Source organism: Shewanella sp. SM74, from assembly GCF_025653725.1.
GTDB classification, from domain to species: domain Bacteria; phylum Pseudomonadota; class Gammaproteobacteria; order Enterobacterales; family Shewanellaceae; genus Shewanella; species Shewanella oncorhynchi.
This window is the reverse complement of sequence record NZ_JAKKRZ010000001.1, coordinates 347,873-364,139: the sequence shown is the minus strand read 5'-3', so window position 1 is coordinate 364,139 and position 16,267 is coordinate 347,873. Positions and strand designations below refer to the sequence as shown.

Here is a 16,267-nt window from a genome sequence, read left to right as displayed (position 1 = left end):
AACAGGACCTCATCATGAGCAAAATAACGTTGTTCGTCATAGTTAGCATGCTTCAGATCCCACTACAGGCTAATGCCCAAACAACCACAGAAGAGTCGGAACGACTGCAACAACTCGAGCAAAGAGTTAAAGAACTGGAGCAACAAGCCAAAGCGGAGCCTGCCAGTCCCTCATTGCAATCCTCCCTACAAGACAGTCGTTTTATCCTCTACGGTTCACTACGTCCGACCTTAGAATACCAAGACAAAGGTGAGGATGTGTGGGATATCGGCGATGCACTCTCCCGCTTAGGGGTTAAAGCTGAAACCGAGTTCGCCTCTGGTTGGCGTGCCATTGCCCAAGGTGAATGGAAAATCCGTCTCGATGACAATGGCCGATTCGGCGAGGCGAGACTCGCCTTTGCGGGGATCGATTCTCCCTATGGCAAGTTGACTTTTGGGCGCCAAAGGCCGGTGCAGTACACTTTAGTCGCTGAATATGTCGATATCTTTAACAATGCGAATAGCCCCTTTGGTTATAACCAAGAGAGTCCATTTTTTGTTGATAATGCCTTGATCTATGAGCTTAACATTAAGCCAATCACCTTAATGGCTTCAGCCATTTTTGATGGTAACTCAGGTGGCAGTGGTGCCGATGTAATTAATGTCGGCGCAGGATTTAACCAGAGTGGATTTCACGTAGGTATCGCCTACTTACAACAGGATACCTATGTGAACGATATTATGACTGGAGAAGAACAACTGGCCGGGGGCGTCATTTCCTATGAATTTAGCAATGGCATATATGCCGCCGTTGGTTATCAGCATAAAGACTACGAATTTGAAACCGCAGTCAATAGAACCGGTAATACATTTGATAGCGCCATCGCGATTCCAGTTGCGAAAGCTTATAAGCTGAAACTAGGATACTTCAGGTTTGAAGATGGGATAGAAGATACCAGCAGCCAAAATTATGATGGCTACAATCTCACCTTAGAGTGGCAAGCCGCAACAAATGTCCGCATGCATTTAGAATATTTACAACAAAATAATGATCAACGTGAAAACAACACTATCATAGCCTTAGGCATTCGCTATGATTTTGATTTAAATTGGCAACTTTAGTCAACGCCATCCCATTACCGTTAAGCCCGCAGCGCACTCAATGAAGCGTGCTATACGGCATCAGTAAGCAGCAAGATATGACTAAACGCCCTGAGGGCGTTTGGTTACATAAAGTGACAGACATCACCCGATAATCCCAATACGCTTCAAGCACACTGACATTTTATGCTCACGCTACCTCAGTAACACATCCCACTTGTGACATGCGACGCACAATGCCACAATGCCAGCAAAATCAATGCTTGCAAGCCAAGCGTCCATCCACACTGGAGCATCATTTTGACCCTCTACGGTATTAAGAATTGCGATACAGTGCGTAAAGCACGTAAATGGATTGAAAATCATCAACTTCCAGTTCATTTCCATGATTTTAGAGATGACGGCCTACGTCAAGAAGACCTCGAATTCTGGTGTAAAACCTCAGGCTGGGAAACCGTATTCAATAAGCGCAGCACAAGCTTTCGTGCCCTCAGTGACGCAGATAAAACCAATATCGATCAAGCCAAAGCCATTCAACTTATGCTGGCGCAACCGACACTGATCAAACGCCCCGTCTTGGTCGTCGGTGAACAAGTGCTGATTGGCTTTGATGAAGCCGCCTATAAAAGAGTATTTTCACTATGATGCCAGCCGACGATTATCCCGTTACAGAACTGACAAAAGCGCTGATCGCCCGCCCTTCGGTGACGCCGCTTGATGAAGGCTGTCAAACCTTAATGGCTGAAAGACTCAGCGCCATCGGCTTTAATATCGAATCTATGGTATTTGAAGACACCACCAATATGTGGGCTCGCCGTGGCAATGAAGGTCCGGTTTTTTGTTTTGCCGGCCACACAGATGTTGTGCCAACGGGTGATGTGAGCCGTTGGCACACGCCGCCGTTTGTGCCCACCATCATTGATGGCTACTTATATGGCCGCGGCGCGGCGGACATGAAAGGTTCATTGGCGGCTATGGTCATTGCCACCGAGCGGTTTGTGGCTAAACATCCCGATCATCATGGCTCTATCGCCTTTTTGATCACCAGCGATGAAGAAGGCCCATTTATTAACGGTACGACGCGAGTCATTGATACCTTAGAAGCGCGCAACGAGAAGATCACTTGGGCATTAGTCGGCGAACCCTCATCAACCCTAAAGCTGGGCGATGTGGTCAAAAATGGTCGCCGCGGCAGTTTAACCGGCAACTTAACCGTGAAAGGCATTCAAGGCCACGTGGCCTATCCACACCTTGCCGATAATCCAATCCACAAAGCCGCGCCTTTCTTAGCCGAGCTAAGTCAAATGCACTGGGATAATGGCAATGAGTTCTTTCCGCCCACCAGCTTCCAAATCGCCAATATTAATGGCGGCACAGGTGCATCAAATGTGATCCCTGGTGCACTGGAAGTGATGTTTAACTTCCGTTACTCCACCGAAGTGACCGCCGAAATCTTGATTGAGCGAGTTGAAACTCTATTGAAAGCCTATGAGCTAGACTACGATATCAGCTGGATTTTCAATGGACTACCATTTTTAACCGGTGATGGCCCGTTATTAGATGCAACCCGTATCGCGATCCGCCAAGTCACAGGTTATGAAACCGATCCGCAAACCACGGGCGGCACATCAGACGGTCGCTTTATCGCACCAACGGGCGCCAAAGTGTTAGAGCTTGGCCCTGTCAACGCCACCATTCATAAAGTGAATGAATGCGTTAAAGTGGACGACCTTGAGCAGTTAGCCCTGTGTTATGAAGTCATTTTGGAACAATTACTGTGTTAGCACATCTGAAGATCCGTCCCGAAACCGCAAAACTTTACGGCTTAAGCTCCCCTGAATTAGTGGATTATTTAAGCCCGTATCACCTTGGTTATCATAGCTTTGGGTTAGAGGAGAACACAGCTATCGCCTTTAAGTCTATGGCGGCAAAAGCTGAAGATGCGGGCATAAAACTCGCGATTTGCTCGGCACATCGTCCCTTTGAACGGCAACTGGCAATTTGGAATGCCAAGGCTAGCGGTAAACGCGCGGTATTGGATGCCAATGAGTTACCGGTCAATATTCAGGGCTTAAGTGACGATGCCATAGTTGACTTGATTTTGCTCTGGTCGGCGTTGCCTGGCGCTTCACGCCACCATTGGGGTACCGATCTCGATGTGTTCGATGCGGCTCAAATTGATGTTAAAGCCCTGCGCCTTGTTGAAGCTGAATATGTTCAGGGTGGTCCCTGCGCTAAATTGCATGCTTGGCTGGTAGAAAATGCCCATCATTTTGGCTTTTACTTCCCGTTTCAGCAGGGACAAAGTGCGGTAAGTCCTGAGCCTTGGCACATCAGCTATTTCCCTGTAGCACAGTTATTGTTGCCACAATTCGATCGTGCCGAACTGGCAATCCTGTTAGAAAACAGTGATATGTTGCTAAAAGATGCAGTACTCGCCCGATTAGACAATCTAATAGATGAATACGTGCTGCGTATCGCTCAGCCCTAATCACGAAATACTCGCCAAGATCAGTCAACACAGGTTAAGCATAGCGCTATATCGTCAAAATTGGCGCCAAAATGCGGTTTAACACAATGATATATTTGATAAAGTAGGTTTTATGGATTTTTCTTCACACCGCCAGCAGCTTGTTATTGCCGATCGAAAATTAAGTTACCTTGATGTCGGCTCAGGCCCTGTATTGTTGTTTGGGCACAGTTATTTATGGGATAGCGCTATGTGGGCGCCTCAAATTGCCACCTTAAGCGCCCAGTATCGCTGCATAGTGCCTGAACTTTGGGGCCATGGTCAGTCAGATTTACTGCCCAATAACTGCAAAACGCTACTCGATATTGCCGATCAAATGCTTGAGCTAATGGATGCTCTTGAGATAACTCACTTTAGTGTTGTCGGACAATCTGTCGGTGCTATGTGGGGCGCAGAATTGGTACTGAAAGCACCAACAAGAGTTAAAACCCTCGTTATGCTCAACAGTTTTATCGGCTTCGAACCCGAAGTCACCCGTGCGAAATATGATGGCATGCTGGATATGATTACCGCCGCTAAGGCGATCCCTGCGCCGCTGATCAGTGCAATTTCACCTTTATTCTTCGCCAATGATGCCGCGAATAGCACTCCCGAACTGGTTACGGACTTTGAACAGTCACTTGCCAGTATCACAGCGGAGCAAATCCTCACGATAGTTAAACTTGGACGAATGATTTTTGGTCGTCGCGATACCATGGAATACGCCGAGCAATTGACACTACCCTGCCTCATCATGGCTGGCGTGGAAGATAAGGCCCGCAGCGTATTGGAAAGTTACCTGATGAGTGATGCCATTGACGGCAGCCAACTTGTGCATATTCCTGCGGCAGGACACATATCAACTCTCGAACAAGCGGAATTTATTAACCAACATTTAGCCGATTTTCTGGCTAAACATTATTAATTAATCGCTAAATCTACGCTTCAAGGTGCGAAAACTCGCATCTTGAAGATGAGTATTTCTACTTAGCACATGTTACCAAAATGTGCTTATATCAATATTGCTCACCCATACTTAATTCCTATTTTATGGATAAATACATTAGGCTTTACTTTATTAAAGTCTGTTATTGAGCACGCCTCATTTCATTAAACTCACCTGTGAAACCTCTATTAACAAGTAAAGACCTTGTTTTTGTTCCAAGCGGCTTAAAAAATGTTGCACAAAGGTGAAATCTACTAATTATCAACTACCTTTATACTGTATTCCCTCAACAAGGTATTCTGCCATGAGAAAAAGTACAGTTGCCCTCTGCGTATTCAGCACACTTTATATGCCGTCTCTTTATGCCGATGTTCAAATAAATGGATTTGCCTCTATTGTCGCGGGCTCGAGTCTAAGTGACGATAAAAGCTATTATGGTTACGATAAAGAACTCGATTTTAATAATGATTCCAAAGTTGCCTTACAATTTACCGCCGATCTTGGTAGTGGCTTAAGAGCGACTGCACAAGTGCTATCCAGAGGCAGTAACGATTATAGCGCTGAATTCGAATGGGCTTATATCTCCTATGACATCAGCGACAAACTTATGCTTATGGCAGGTCGCCAACGTTTTAATCTCTATAAATACTCCGATTATATTGATGTAGGCTATGCCTATCACTGGATCACTCCGCCCCGCGGAGTTTATTCACTGCCATTTAATTCAGGTGAAGGTGTAGGCTTAGTTTATGCCGATTTATGGGGCGATACCGAAGTAGGTTTGACCTATAAATACATTACCACTTCAGTTTCTGACTACTCGCCTACCGGTTCATCAACACCTCCTGCGCCCTTCTCCGCCGAGGGCCACATAATGAACTTTAACTTTGTAACCTCAGGGTTTGAGTACGGTTTAAATATTGGCATAGTTACCGATTTCTCCTACGAATTACCCGCACTGCTTGGCTTAGGTAATGCAATTTCTCAAACCGGACTCTTTACTCAGCAAGTAGTTGATGATCTTTTACCGATTAATGACAGCGCGTTACTCATTGGCGCGAATGTTAAATATGATGCTGAAAAATGGTTTATTTTGGCCGAATACACGCGAATTGATGTCGATCCCAGTAGCTTTAATATTCAAGATTCAGCCTTTGTTTCCGGCGGGATCCGCTATCACGATTTCACCTTCCACTTAACCTACGGTATTGATAAAGGTGAGCCCCAATACGATGCCTATGACGCTATGTTACCTGTTTACAATGGTCTGCCACCGGCAAACCAAGCTGCACTCGCACCGCTTGTTTTTGGTACACAAGCGGCGCTTGAAGCGCAACAGGAAGACAGCGCCTACTACATCATAGGTACCCGCTGGGATTTCCATCCTTCTGCCGCACTGAAACTAGAGTACACCAACTACAGTAACGACAAACCGTCCTCCGATGAACAGTTGCTGAGTATGGCAATAGACTTAGTTTTTTAAGGAGTTAAGCATGAAACTACTAATAAGTTCTCGGTTGATGATAAAAACCTTAGTCGCCAGTGCGCTTCTATTTGGCAGTGCCTGTGTTCAAGCCGAAATTGCCGTCGTGGTGCACCCTTCTAATACGTCAGAAATTAGCGCTGCGGATATTTCACGGATCTATTTAGGCAAACTCAAGTCTTTCCCCAGTGGTGGCACTGTCGTCGCACTCGATCAACCTGAAGGCACGCCCGCACGTGATGCATTTGTTAAACAGATCCTTAATAAAACCGAGAGTCAGTTAAAAGCCTATTGGTCAAAACTGGTCTTTTCAGGCCAAGGTCAACCGCCCAAAGTCGTCGACTCCAGCGCTGAAATGCTTGCATTGATTGCCGCCAATCCCAATATGATCGGATTTGTTGACGTCAGCGAAGTCAACGATAGCGTGAAAGTGATCAGTAAGTTCTAACCCATACTGCATCATCCTTGTCCGCCTTAATCTGTGGCGGACAAGGTTTCCACTCAGCATTTGTGCGATATAAACAACAAACACACTATCAAAATCAAATGGTGCTTGAACCCTCAGAGAGGGCTTATCCATTTGCAGTACTATTAAGAAAAAATAATCTCGATTTTTCAATATCCTGATTCAAACCTTAATTGGATAGACCAGCAGAGCCAAATTTGCTGGTATACTCTTGCTCAAAATGTGCTGCTTGCATGAATTAGAGCATGAGAAGACATTTTATATGTCAATAAAACAATAGGTTAAAATGAAACTACTCAAACCTTTATTCGACAATAACCGCCGCTGGGCCGGACGTATACGCCAAGAAAATCCTGATTTTTTTGAACAATTAGCGAAACAGCAACATCCTGAATACCTGTGGATTGGCTGCTCAGATAGTCGCGTTCCCTCAAACCAAATCATTGATCTTATGCCCGGTGAAGTCTTTGTTCACCGTAATATCGCCAACATGGTGATCCATACCGATCTTAACTGCTTATCTGTACTGCAATACGCCGTCGATGTGCTCAAGGTGAAGCATATTATGGTGGTGGGTCACTACGGCTGCGGTGGTGTGCGCGCGGCCATGGGTCAGCAACGCTTAGGACTCATCGATAACTGGCTCGGGCATTTACGTGATATCTATCGTATTTATCAGGAAGAATTACAACAGATGGACGAAGCCAAACGTTTTGATCGTCTGTGCGAGCTAAACGTGATTGAGCAGGTTGCTAATGTGACCAGTTCAACCATAGTGCAAGAAGCCTGGGATCGCGGCCAAGAAGTGGCGGTACACGGCTGGATTTACGGCATTGATAACGGTTTACTGACAGATTTAGATGTCACGGTTGACCGTGAACATGGTTTAGCCAATCCACGCTAACAGCCTGAATATAGGCTTTTAACCCTTAGCTGAGTGTCATCTATACTCAGATAAAACCTGCCCCTGTGCAGGTTTTTCTTTTTCCATGACAATTTTCAGCAATAAAACATCGCAAGGGTCTATTACGCCAGTTATAATCCGCCAGTTAATTGCAGGCGACCTATGCGCCACAAATTCTAAGGAGATACCTTCCATGCCCGGTTTTGAATTATTTGGTCCTGAAGAGAAGCAGGAAGTCGCTGACGTTATGGAAAACGGTTTTACCTTCCGTTACAACTTCGACCATATGCGTAATGATCGCTGGAAGACGCGCGATATGGAGCAACTACTGTGCGAGAAGATGAACGTGAAGCATGCTCACCTTTTATCAAGCGGTACTGCTGCGCTGCAAACGGCCATGATGGCTGCAGGCATTGGTGCTGGCGATGAAGTTATCGTGCCACCTTTTACCTTTGTAGCCTCAGTTGAAGCGATTTTTATGGCAGGCGCTATTCCGATTTTTGCCGAAATCGATGAGACATTGTGTTTATCTCCAGAAGGAATCGAAGCCGCGATTACCCCACGCACTAAAGCCATCAACTTAGTGCACATGTGCGGTTCTATGGCGAAGATGGACGAGATCAAAGCCGTCTGTAAAAAACATAACTTACTGATTTTAGAAGATGCTTGCCAAGCCATCGGTGGTAGCTACAAGGGCCAAGCCCTAGGTACTATCGGGGATGTAGGTTGTTACTCATTCGATTCTGTCAAAACCATCACCTGTGGTGAAGGTGGCGCTGTGATCACTAACAACACAGAAATCTACAACAATGCGCACATGTTCTCAGATCACGGCCATGACCATATTGGTAAAGACCGCGGTGCAGAGTCACACCCTATCATTGGCTTGAACTTCCGTATTTCGGAAATGAATGCCGCCTTAGGATTAGCGCAGTTACGTAAACTCGATACCATTATCGATATTCAACGTAAAAACAAAAAGACCATTAAAGATGCAATGGCCGCTATCCCAGAAGTCACCTTCCGCCAGATCCCAGATCCAGAAGGCGACTCGGCTGGCTTCTTAACCTTTATGTTGCCAACCGAAGCGCGCACGCAAGAAATCAGCAAAAAACTGGCTGAAAACGGCGTTGATGGCTGCTTCTACTGGTATGTAAACAACTGGCATTATTTGAAAAACTGGAAACACATTCAGGAGCTTAAGGCATCTGCTGCGTTGCCAATCACATTAATCGCCGACAGACCTGACTATACTCAAGTTTCTGTGCCTAAATCCGATGCCATTATGAGCCGCACGATTTCTATGCTCATCAAGTTGTCTTGGACCGATGCTCAGATCGCCGAGCGTATCGAAAACATCAAGAAAGCATTTGCCCAATAATTCTACGGGAGTTTGTTGCAATGAGTTTTAAGAATTTTAAAGTAGTTGAAAAAATGATCTTCGGCCGTGGCTCATTCGTCCAATTGGATGAAGTGTTAGCTGCTGAACGTAAAACCGCCGACGACTTCGTGGTGTTTTTAGTCGATGACGTGCATCAAGGCAAAGCCCTTGAGGGCCGCATTCCTGCTAAAGCACAAGACATGGTGATTTGGGTTAACGTTGATGAAGAGCCAAGTACAATTCAAATCGATGCCCTGACTGAACAAGTTCAAGCTTTCAATAGCAAACTGCCAGTGAGCGTCGTCGGTTTAGGTGGCGGTTCAACCATGGACGTGGCTAAAGCGGTATCGCTGATGCTGACAAACCCAGGTGGCTCTGCCATGTACCAAGGTTGGGACTTGATCAAGAACCCAGCGGTACACCACATCGGTATCCCAACGATTTCTGGTACTGGTGCAGAAGCGTCACGCACCGCCGTATTATGTGGTCCAGTGCGTAAGCTAGGCCTGAACTCAGATTACACAGTATTCGATCAAATCATCATGGATTCTGAGTTAATCGAAGGCGTAGAAACGGACCAATGGTTCTATACAGGTATGGATTGCTATATCCACTGTGTTGAATCTTTACAAGGTACCTTCTTAAACGAGTTCTCTAAATCCTACGCTGAAAAAGCGATGGATTTATGTCGCCAAGTGTACTTAGACGACCACGTAGAAAAAGACGACAAGCTAATGATGGCGTCTTTCATGGGCGGAATGAGCATAGCGTATAGCCAAGTGGGTGCCTGTCATGCGGTTTCTTACGGTCTGTCCTATATCCTGGGTTACCACCACGGTATCGGCAACTGTATCGCCTTTGATGTGTTAGAAGAATTCTATCCAGAAGGCGTTGAAGAGTTCCGTCTGATGATGAAGAAACATAACATCACGCTGCCGAAGAACATCTGTAAAGATCTGCCAGACGAAACTATAGCGAAAATGGTTGCCGTGACTAAGAGCATGGGTCCACTATGGGCTAACGTTTACGGCGCGGGTTGGGAAGAGAAAGTCACAGATGAAATGTTGACTGTGCTGTTCCGTCGCATCTAAACTCTAACACATGTTAAAAGGGCTCAATTGTGAGCCCTTTTGTCTATATGCATTGTATATCTACACTGTATATCTTTGATAAAAGTAGGATAATTTGATGAATGTGACTCTGTTAATCCCGGCTCGTTACGGTTCAAGCCGCTTCCCGGGCAAACCCTTAGCCCCGATTAACGGCAAGCCAATGATCCAACACGTGTATGAACGCGCGTCGTTAGCCAAAGGCCTCACCAATATTTATGTCGCTACCGATGATGACCGCATTAAAGCGGCCGTTGAAGGTTTTGGTGGCAAAGTGGTCATGACCAGCCCAGATGCAGCCTCGGGTACAGATCGTATCAATGATGCAATAAACCAACTGGGACTAAAAGATGACGACTTAGTGATCAACCTACAGGGTGATCAACCTCTTATTGACCCAACCTCTATCGAGCAAGTCATCAGCCTCTTCGAGCGTCACCCTGGTGAGTTTGAAATGGCCACCTTAGGCTTTGAAATCGTCAATAAAGCCGAGCTTGACGATCCTATGCATGTGAAGATGGTGTTCGATAACAACAACTACGCCTTGTATTTCTCTCGTTCGCGTATTCCTTTTGGCCGCGATACTCAAGATTACCCCGTTTATAAGCACTTAGGTGTGTATGCTTATACCCGCAAATTCGTACAGGCCTTCGCCGCCCTACCATTAGGTCGTCTAGAAGATCTGGAAAAACTCGAGCAATTACGTGCATTAGAGTACGGCCATAAAATCAAAATCGCCATTAGCGCCTTTGATTCTATTGAAGTGGATACGCCAGAAGACATTCGTAAATGTGAGCAACGTTTAGCGGTTGATTAATCGCCCGTTAGGTGTGCGCGAGTCAATTCGAAACAGGAGCTGAGTATGTCGACCTTAGAAGTCTGGATCATTATTATTTTGATCGTCGGTGTCATCGCCAGCAATCTTGCTGCGTTGAAGTACAGTGCTAAGTTCAAACTGCCGCAGTTCGGTCAACATGGTAAAGATAAGCAGATAAAGTCAGATACTGCCAAGCCTTCGGCAGCAGACAATGATGCCGATGCGGCTTCAAACAAGCCAAGTTCAGCGGACTCAGAACCCAATAAAGCAGATAAGTAAAACTGAGCCACCTAGGGGCTAAACTCAATGGCGGCTTTTAAAAGTGAGTCTAAAGATGGCTCTTGAACACGCCTTTTAAAGACTGCGCTATAAACACTGAGCAATGACGTTCGCAAACATAGAAAAGGCGCCACAGGCGCCTTTTTTGTCTCTCAAATAACAAGCTAGCCAATGCCACTCATCAGCCTTAGGCTTTTTTCGCTGATGTGCGACTCAATGGCTGCTCCTCAAGGTGCGCCACTAAAAAGACTAAAAAGCGAAACAGGGATTTAATCTTAAGATCATGATTTTTATTGGGCTCAGCCGCGACTAACTTCTGCAGCGATTTGATTCTAGCGTAAGCATTCTCGACTAAAGCGTCGTTCTCTTTACCGACATATTTAGCAAACTCGGCAAATTCACCAATAAATTTCAGTGTCACTTTACGGCGATTTAACGAAGTGAGTGCTGCGCCCTCTTTCAGTTTTGCCTCAAAAATACTGCATTCTAAACCACTGGCGATCGCACTTTGCGACAAACAGCTGCTTAACGCATCGGCCAGAAAACCCAAATTGGCTTTTAACTCGAAGGCAATCGCCTGCTTACTGGCGCTCGATTGCTGCCAGCGACTGCGTTCCTTATCAAAAATATCGTATAGCTCTTTCCAAATGCTCATGCGCTTTGCCTACCTTGCACTGAATCGCTCCCTTCGTATATAGCACTCGACTTTTTTGAAATGCTAGCGTTGTTAATACTAACGTTTTTAATACTAGCGACTGAAAGTTATCATAAATTTAAGGTTTTCGGCATAGCGCTATGATAAATAATGGTTTAAAGCACATTCACACTAAAACTAAAATCGGCATAAAAAATGGCCCGAACGAGTCGGGCCAGAGTGCAAGCTACCTGAGTACGAAATGAGCTCAGTGCGAACTCATGACTCACTCACGACCCATCTAATGGCATATAAAGTTAAAGCGCTTGCGATTTTTTCACGTTATTTTTCTCGGCGGCGAGTCGACGCTGCGCTTCTTTTTTCTCACGGCGCGCTTCAATCACTTGATTCACATCGCTACCGATATGCGCTTCATTACGGGCTTTAGCCAGATTCACTTGACGTTCACGCTCAACGAAACGTTTACGCTGCTCGTCAGAAATTTTATCGATACAATATGGGCAACTGACACCTTGCACATAGGCAGGGCTCTGTTTTTCAGCTTCGGTGATTGGCATACGGCAAGCATTACATTGATCGTATTGACCTTTCTTCAAGTCATGATTTACCGCAACGCGGTTATCAAATACAAAGCACTCGCCTTCCCACAGGCTTTCTTCCGCTTTCACTTCTTCTAGGTATTTAAGAATACCGCCTTCGAGATGATAGACCTCGTCAAAGCCTTGCTCTTTTAAATAAGCAGTTGATTTCTCACAGCGAATACCGCCAGTACAGAACATGGCGACCTTCTTATGTTTAGCAGGATCAAGATTCTGCTTCACATATTCAGGGAATTCTCTGAAGGTTTCAGTCACAGGATTAATGGCATTCTTAAAGGTGCCGATTTGCACTTCATAGTCGTTACGGGTGTCGACTAAAATCACGTCCGGATCAGAAATCAGCGCATTCCAATCTTGAGGCTTCACATAGGTGCCAACCACTTTAAGTGGGTCAATACCTTCGACGCCCATAGTCACGATTTCGTTTTTCAGCTTGACTTTAGTGCGGTAGAACGGCATTTCATCGTCAAATGACAGCTTGTGAACGATATTGTCTAGGCCATTTTGGCTATTAAGCCACACTAATAACGCTTCAATAGCTTCTTGAGTGCCAGCAACTGTGCCATTGATCCCTTCACTTGCGAGGAGCAGAGTGCCTTTGATCTCGGCCTGTTCCATCATAGCGAGTAATGGCGCTCGGATAGATTCAAAATGCGGTAACGACACGAATTTATATAACGCACATACGACAACTTTAGCCATAACACCCTCTTTGCTGGCTGGAACTTAATTTCCAGTGCATAAACAAATCAATCATCTGCAGCCTTGCTGCAGATCCCAAAAATAGCGCGGAATTCTACCTGAGTCACAGCAAGATAAACACAGATAAAATACAGGGTCTTTAATTCTTTACGCACAGTGGTGAGAAAAATCATTCTATGATGGCAAATTAAGCAGAAATCCCAGTATGAAAGCGTTACCATCTGTGCCCTTTGAATATTGCATGATTGGCACGCAACATTCGCATTGGCATACTCGCGTCGTCAATAAGCATACATAAACATGCTGACGTCAGCTTTAGTCGCATCAACTTCCACGCATGGCGCCGCACAGTAGAGGAAATCCGAATGACTCTAGCCGTCTTATACACCTTCCGCCGTTGCCCCTATGCTATGCGAGCACGTTTGGGACTCTTATTAGCCCAATGCAATGTTGAAGTCCGTGAAATCACCCTTAAAGCCAAACCACCACAAATGCTAGCTGCCTCACCTAAGGGTACTGTGCCGGTATTAGTGCTAGCAAACGGCGAGGTGATTGCCGAAAGTCTTGAGATCATGCGCTGGGCACTCACGCAAGCAGATCCCTTAGATCTATTGTGTCAGCAAAATCCTGCTATTGAAGATAAAATGACACAGCTTATCGCGCAAAATGATCAGCAATTTAAACCATGGCTTGACCGCTATAAATATGCCGACCGTTACCCTGAGCAAACGCAAGCTTATTATTATCAGCAAGCGAGTCATTTCCTCCTGCAACTTGAAACATGCTTAGGGCAACACCCCTTTTTAGTCGCCGATACACCTCGCCTTGCCGACTACGCAATCGTACCTTTTGTACGCCAGTTTGCCGCAGTGGATCTTAAACGTGCACTGAGTGATGATTTTCCGCGAGTCGCCGCTTGGCTAAATCGACTGATTTCGAGTGAAATATTTATTCGTTCGATGGAAAAATATGTGATCTGGGACGCTAGCCATTCTCCAATTTGCTTGTTAGGAGACGTGTAAGCCAATAAGATTTAAAGATTATTTTTATTTTATGTTATAGCCATCGGTAAAATATTCGAGTAAGGTATTTGCCACTAGGTAACTAATTTAGCTAATCGTAGCTAGACAATCTTTTCAAGAAAAGTAACCACGCCTAAAGACTCAAGGACGTGAATGATAGAACACAAGGATAAGACAGTTGGAAAATATGGATATTAATATCGTTATTATGCTTGGGGGCCTGGTGCTATTGCATTGTCTATTTGCCCTTCGGGCCTTCAAAAGTAAAGTGGATCTCAGCACCAACAAAAAGTGCTTATGGTGCCTACTGAGTCTGATACTCGGCCCTATGGGTTATTATGGTTTTCACGGTTTTATTCCCCTAGATAGAATTCTCAAAGACTAAACGGTAAAACTGAATACCTTCAAAAAACTAGTCATACCATTGATTTTATTATTAAATTAATAAAAAAATAGCGCAACCTTAAGCTGCGCTATTTTATGACCCTGTTTAATCAAACAAGGCATTACAGTTAACTACAAATGACTGTGCAACAATACCGAGTCATCAGGAACTTTTTGGATCACAGGCGCTTGCCCTTCAGCCAAGGCTTGTTTATAGCTTTGATTCATTTTAAGGGCGAGATACAAATCTGGCCGGATCAAAATACCACCTTCCCCTGTCTGCATGCCCGCTTGCTCAAACCAACTCAGCATCTGCCGTTTACGTCCCGCAAGCACTAAACGAACGCCACGTTTTTTAAGCAGTTGATGTAAATCAGCCAACATGGCCATCACACTTAAATCCAAATGGGTAAAACAAGGCACTGCATCAATAATGATGCAATCAACAGGCTCAGATTCCCGAATAAACTTTTCCAGTAAACGGCGCTTAAAATACGTCGCATTAAAGTAAGTTAACGGTGAATTAAAGCGATATATAAATACTCCTGGAACCGATTTAGCTTTACCCGATTCATCGACACTGCGGATAACGCCCTTATGATCTAAACCAAGCACTTGATCCGTAGGCCGCATCACAGTAGCGAGGAACTGGAATAAACCCAGTAATACAGCCAAGGTTATCCCAGGAATAACCCCAATAAACAACACAGAGAACAAGGTGATACAGGCAAGTAAAAAAGCAGACCTATCCCGCACTCGTAGATTCCACAGTGACTTTAAATCGATAAGCGAGATTGAGGCAATCACCAGCACCACACCTAAGGCGGCACTGGGGATGAACTTCAAAGGCGCAGTGAAAAATAGCGCCACAACACCAATCAATACCGCCGCAATGATAGACACTAACTGGCTCTTACCACCATTGGCATCATTAACCGCAGTGCGGGAATCCGCGCCGCTCACCGCAAAACCTTGAGATATGGCAGACGCTATATTGGCTATACCTAACGCCCTGAACTCTTTATCGGCATCTATATCGTAACCGTTTTTTGCCGCAAAGCTTCGAGCCGTCAACATCATGCTCACAAAGCTCACCATGGCTAAGTTAAGCGCCGGTACCACAAGCTCACGGGCAATACCTAAATCAAATACAGGCGCTTGGAATGAAGGTAATCCTGAGGCCACTTCTCCGACGACGCTAATATCAAAGCTCGTCAGGTTAAACACCCAAACAAGGAAAGCCGCCATCGCCATTGCGCACATAGAAGCAGGCCATTGAGGACGAAACCGTTTCACTAAGGCATAAGTCGCTAGCGTCACAATCCCCATAGCCAATGTCGGCCAATGGGTTTTGGATAAGTAAGAAGGCGCACCGCTGAGGCGTTCGATTAGATAACGCTCATCGAAGGTAAAACCGAAGATTTTTGAAAACTGTCCCACGATAATGGTAATTGCAACACCATTAAGCAGCCCCATCAAAATCGGTTTTGATAGAAAATCAGCGAGAACCCCTAGCCTAAAACGACTCGCAATCAAGCACCAAAAGCCTGTCATGGCCGTCATGGTCATCACTAACTGCCAGTGCTTCATGCTATCCCCCGCAGCTAGGGGCGTGACAACCGCGGCGATAACAGCACAAGTCGCCGCATCTGGACCCACGATTAATTGTTTTGAGGTGCCAAATAGTGCGTATACCAACATTGGCAATACGCAGGAATACAAACCCACGGCAGCATTCACACCAGTGAGCTGGGCATAAGCAATCGCTACGGGTAATGCCACAGCGGCAACGGATAAGCCTGCGCGCACATCATCCCTAAGCCATTGCTTTTCATATTGTAATAATTGCGCCAATCCCGGCATAAACGAAATCAAACTAGGGAACTTCACTCGGCAACCTCCATATACACACTATCAAGATAAGCAACA

At 45.4% G+C, this 16,267-nt stretch carries 18 protein-coding genes; 14 read left to right on the top strand and 4 right to left on the bottom strand.

Features of this window, described 5'->3' with window-relative positions; all coding sequences use genetic code 11:
* Window positions 1-14: 14 nt before the first annotated feature.
* The 12 genes from L5M49_RS01620 (at window position 15) to L5M49_RS01565 (ending at window position 10,976) form a co-directional block, all read left to right on the top strand.
* Complete coding sequence (locus L5M49_RS01620) at window positions 15-1,103, top strand: porin (protein ID WP_263161039.1); 1,089 nt, start codon at window positions 15-17, stop codon at window positions 1,101-1,103.
* 279 nt (window positions 1,104-1,382) lie between these two features.
* Window positions 1,383-1,727, top strand: coding sequence for an ArsC family reductase (locus L5M49_RS01615; RefSeq protein ID WP_263195777.1), 345 nt, complete (start codon window positions 1,383-1,385; stop codon window positions 1,725-1,727).
* Window positions 1,727-2,866 carry a succinyl-diaminopimelate desuccinylase gene (gene dapE, locus L5M49_RS01610; RefSeq protein WP_263206802.1) on the top strand — a complete coding sequence of 380 codons (1,140 nt, stop codon included), beginning with the start codon at window positions 1,727-1,729 and terminating at the stop codon, window positions 2,864-2,866. Before L5M49_RS01615 ends, dapE begins: the two co-directional genes overlap by 1 nt.
* On the top strand, window positions 2,860-3,573 hold the full coding sequence (locus L5M49_RS01605) for a M15 family metallopeptidase (protein ID WP_263265322.1): 714 nt from the start codon (window positions 2,860-2,862) through the stop codon (window positions 3,571-3,573). The genes dapE and L5M49_RS01605 overlap by 7 nt, the downstream gene beginning before the upstream one ends.
* 112 nt (window positions 3,574-3,685) lie before the next feature.
* Window positions 3,686-4,516, top strand: coding sequence for an alpha/beta fold hydrolase (locus tag L5M49_RS01600; RefSeq protein ID WP_173496658.1), 831 nt, complete (start codon window positions 3,686-3,688; stop codon window positions 4,514-4,516).
* A gap of 325 nt (window positions 4,517-4,841) precedes the next feature.
* Window positions 4,842-6,020 (top strand): porin, encoded by a 1,179-nt coding sequence (locus tag L5M49_RS01595; protein ID WP_105252605.1) that lies wholly within the window; start codon window positions 4,842-4,844, stop codon window positions 6,018-6,020.
* A 10-nt stretch (window positions 6,021-6,030) separates the two neighbouring features.
* A complete protein-coding gene (locus tag L5M49_RS01590; RefSeq protein WP_105252606.1) occupies window positions 6,031-6,468 on the top strand; it encodes a phosphate ABC transporter substrate-binding protein in 438 nt (145 codons plus the stop codon).
* A 304-nt stretch (window positions 6,469-6,772) separates the two neighbouring features.
* Window positions 6,773-7,390: a carbonate dehydratase gene (gene can, locus L5M49_RS01585; RefSeq protein ID WP_028760064.1), complete on the top strand. Its 618-nt coding sequence runs from the start codon at window positions 6,773-6,775 to the stop codon at window positions 7,388-7,390.
* Window positions 7,391-7,583: 193 nt separating this feature from the next.
* Entirely contained in the window at window positions 7,584-8,771 is a 1,188-nt protein-coding gene (gene kdnA, locus L5M49_RS01580) for an 8-amino-3,8-dideoxy-alpha-D-manno-octulosonate transaminase KdnA (protein WP_028760065.1), read from the top strand.
* Window positions 8,772-8,791: 20 nt separating this feature from the next.
* The gene (gene kdnB, locus L5M49_RS01575) at window positions 8,792-9,862 is read left to right on the top strand and encodes a 3-deoxy-alpha-D-manno-octulosonate 8-oxidase KdnB (protein ID WP_263265321.1); all 1,071 of its coding nucleotides are present in this window, start codon (window positions 8,792-8,794) and stop codon (window positions 9,860-9,862) included.
* A gap of 97 nt (window positions 9,863-9,959) precedes the next feature.
* Window positions 9,960-10,697 carry an 8-amino-3,8-dideoxy-manno-octulosonate cytidylyltransferase KdsB gene (gene kdsB, locus L5M49_RS01570; RefSeq protein WP_012197229.1) on the top strand — a complete coding sequence of 246 codons (738 nt, stop codon included), beginning with the start codon at window positions 9,960-9,962 and terminating at the stop codon, window positions 10,695-10,697.
* Between the two features lie 45 nt (window positions 10,698-10,742).
* The gene (locus L5M49_RS01565) at window positions 10,743-10,976 is read left to right on the top strand and encodes a DUF2897 family protein (RefSeq protein WP_263145817.1); all 234 of its coding nucleotides are present in this window, start codon (window positions 10,743-10,745) and stop codon (window positions 10,974-10,976) included.
* Window positions 10,977-11,163: 187 nt separating this feature from the next.
* Here the strand turns inward: L5M49_RS01565 and L5M49_RS01560 are convergent, their stop codons facing one another.
* From L5M49_RS01560 to L5M49_RS01550, 3 genes are all read right to left on the bottom strand, one after another.
* Window positions 11,164-11,631: a hypothetical protein gene (locus tag L5M49_RS01560; RefSeq protein ID WP_263181329.1), complete on the bottom strand. Its 468-nt coding sequence runs from the start codon at window positions 11,629-11,631 to the stop codon at window positions 11,164-11,166.
* A 296-nt stretch (window positions 11,632-11,927) separates the two neighbouring features.
* The gene (locus L5M49_RS01555) at window positions 11,928-12,932 is read right to left on the bottom strand and encodes a rhodanese-related sulfurtransferase (protein ID WP_263181328.1); all 1,005 of its coding nucleotides are present in this window, start codon (window positions 12,930-12,932) and stop codon (window positions 11,928-11,930) included.
* Between the two features lie 47 nt (window positions 12,933-12,979).
* Window positions 12,980-13,153, bottom strand: coding sequence for a hypothetical protein (locus tag L5M49_RS01550; RefSeq protein ID WP_198573292.1), 174 nt, complete (start codon window positions 13,151-13,153; stop codon window positions 12,980-12,982).
* Window positions 13,154-13,297: 144 nt separating this feature from the next.
* Here L5M49_RS01550 and L5M49_RS01545 point away from each other — a divergent pair, with 144 nt between their 5' ends.
* On the top strand, window positions 13,298-13,954 hold the full coding sequence (locus L5M49_RS01545; RefSeq protein WP_263181327.1) for a glutathione S-transferase: 657 nt from the start codon (window positions 13,298-13,300) through the stop codon (window positions 13,952-13,954).
* 187 nt (window positions 13,955-14,141) lie between these two features.
* The gene (locus tag L5M49_RS01540; RefSeq protein ID WP_028760072.1) at window positions 14,142-14,339 is read left to right on the top strand and encodes a hypothetical protein; all 198 of its coding nucleotides are present in this window, start codon (window positions 14,142-14,144) and stop codon (window positions 14,337-14,339) included.
* A 131-nt stretch (window positions 14,340-14,470) separates the two neighbouring features.
* Here the strand turns inward: L5M49_RS01540 and L5M49_RS01535 are convergent, their stop codons facing one another.
* Window positions 14,471-16,228 carry a SulP family inorganic anion transporter gene (locus L5M49_RS01535; protein WP_263265320.1) on the bottom strand — a complete coding sequence of 586 codons (1,758 nt, stop codon included), beginning with the start codon at window positions 16,226-16,228 and terminating at the stop codon, window positions 14,471-14,473.
* Between the last annotated feature and the right edge of the window lie 39 nt (window positions 16,229-16,267).

Excerpts from the sequence above, each read along its gene's own strand:
- can (WP_028760064.1), top strand. The coding sequence starts at position 6,773 with ATGAAACTACTCAAACCTTTATTCGACAATAACCGCCGCTGGGCCGGA.
- L5M49_RS01600 (WP_173496658.1), top strand. The coding sequence starts at position 3,686 with ATGGATTTTTCTTCACACCGCCAGCAGCTTGTTATTGCCGATCGAAAA.
- L5M49_RS01540 (WP_028760072.1), top strand. The coding sequence starts at position 14,142 with ATGGATATTAATATCGTTATTATGCTTGGGGGCCTGGTGCTATTGCAT.
- kdnB (WP_263265321.1), top strand. The coding sequence starts at position 8,792 with ATGAGTTTTAAGAATTTTAAAGTAGTTGAAAAAATGATCTTCGGCCGT.
- L5M49_RS01545 (WP_263181327.1), top strand. The coding sequence starts at position 13,298 with ATGACTCTAGCCGTCTTATACACCTTCCGCCGTTGCCCCTATGCTATG.
- kdnA (WP_028760065.1), top strand. The coding sequence starts at position 7,584 with ATGCCCGGTTTTGAATTATTTGGTCCTGAAGAGAAGCAGGAAGTCGCT.
- kdsB (WP_012197229.1), top strand. The coding sequence starts at position 9,960 with ATGAATGTGACTCTGTTAATCCCGGCTCGTTACGGTTCAAGCCGCTTC.
- L5M49_RS01595 (WP_105252605.1), top strand. The coding sequence starts at position 4,842 with ATGAGAAAAAGTACAGTTGCCCTCTGCGTATTCAGCACACTTTATATG.
- L5M49_RS01555 (WP_263181328.1), bottom strand. The coding sequence starts at position 12,932 with ATGGCTAAAGTTGTCGTATGTGCGTTATATAAATTCGTGTCGTTACCG.
- L5M49_RS01560 (WP_263181329.1), bottom strand. The coding sequence starts at position 11,631 with ATGAGCATTTGGAAAGAGCTATACGATATTTTTGATAAGGAACGCAGT.
- L5M49_RS01565 (WP_263145817.1), top strand. The coding sequence starts at position 10,743 with ATGTCGACCTTAGAAGTCTGGATCATTATTATTTTGATCGTCGGTGTC.
- L5M49_RS01590 (WP_105252606.1), top strand. The coding sequence starts at position 6,031 with ATGAAACTACTAATAAGTTCTCGGTTGATGATAAAAACCTTAGTCGCC.
- L5M49_RS01620 (WP_263161039.1), top strand. The coding sequence starts at position 15 with ATGAGCAAAATAACGTTGTTCGTCATAGTTAGCATGCTTCAGATCCCA.
- dapE (WP_263206802.1), top strand. The coding sequence starts at position 1,727 with ATGCCAGCCGACGATTATCCCGTTACAGAACTGACAAAAGCGCTGATC.
- L5M49_RS01550 (WP_198573292.1), bottom strand. The coding sequence starts at position 13,153 with ATGGTAACGCTTTCATACTGGGATTTCTGCTTAATTTGCCATCATAGA.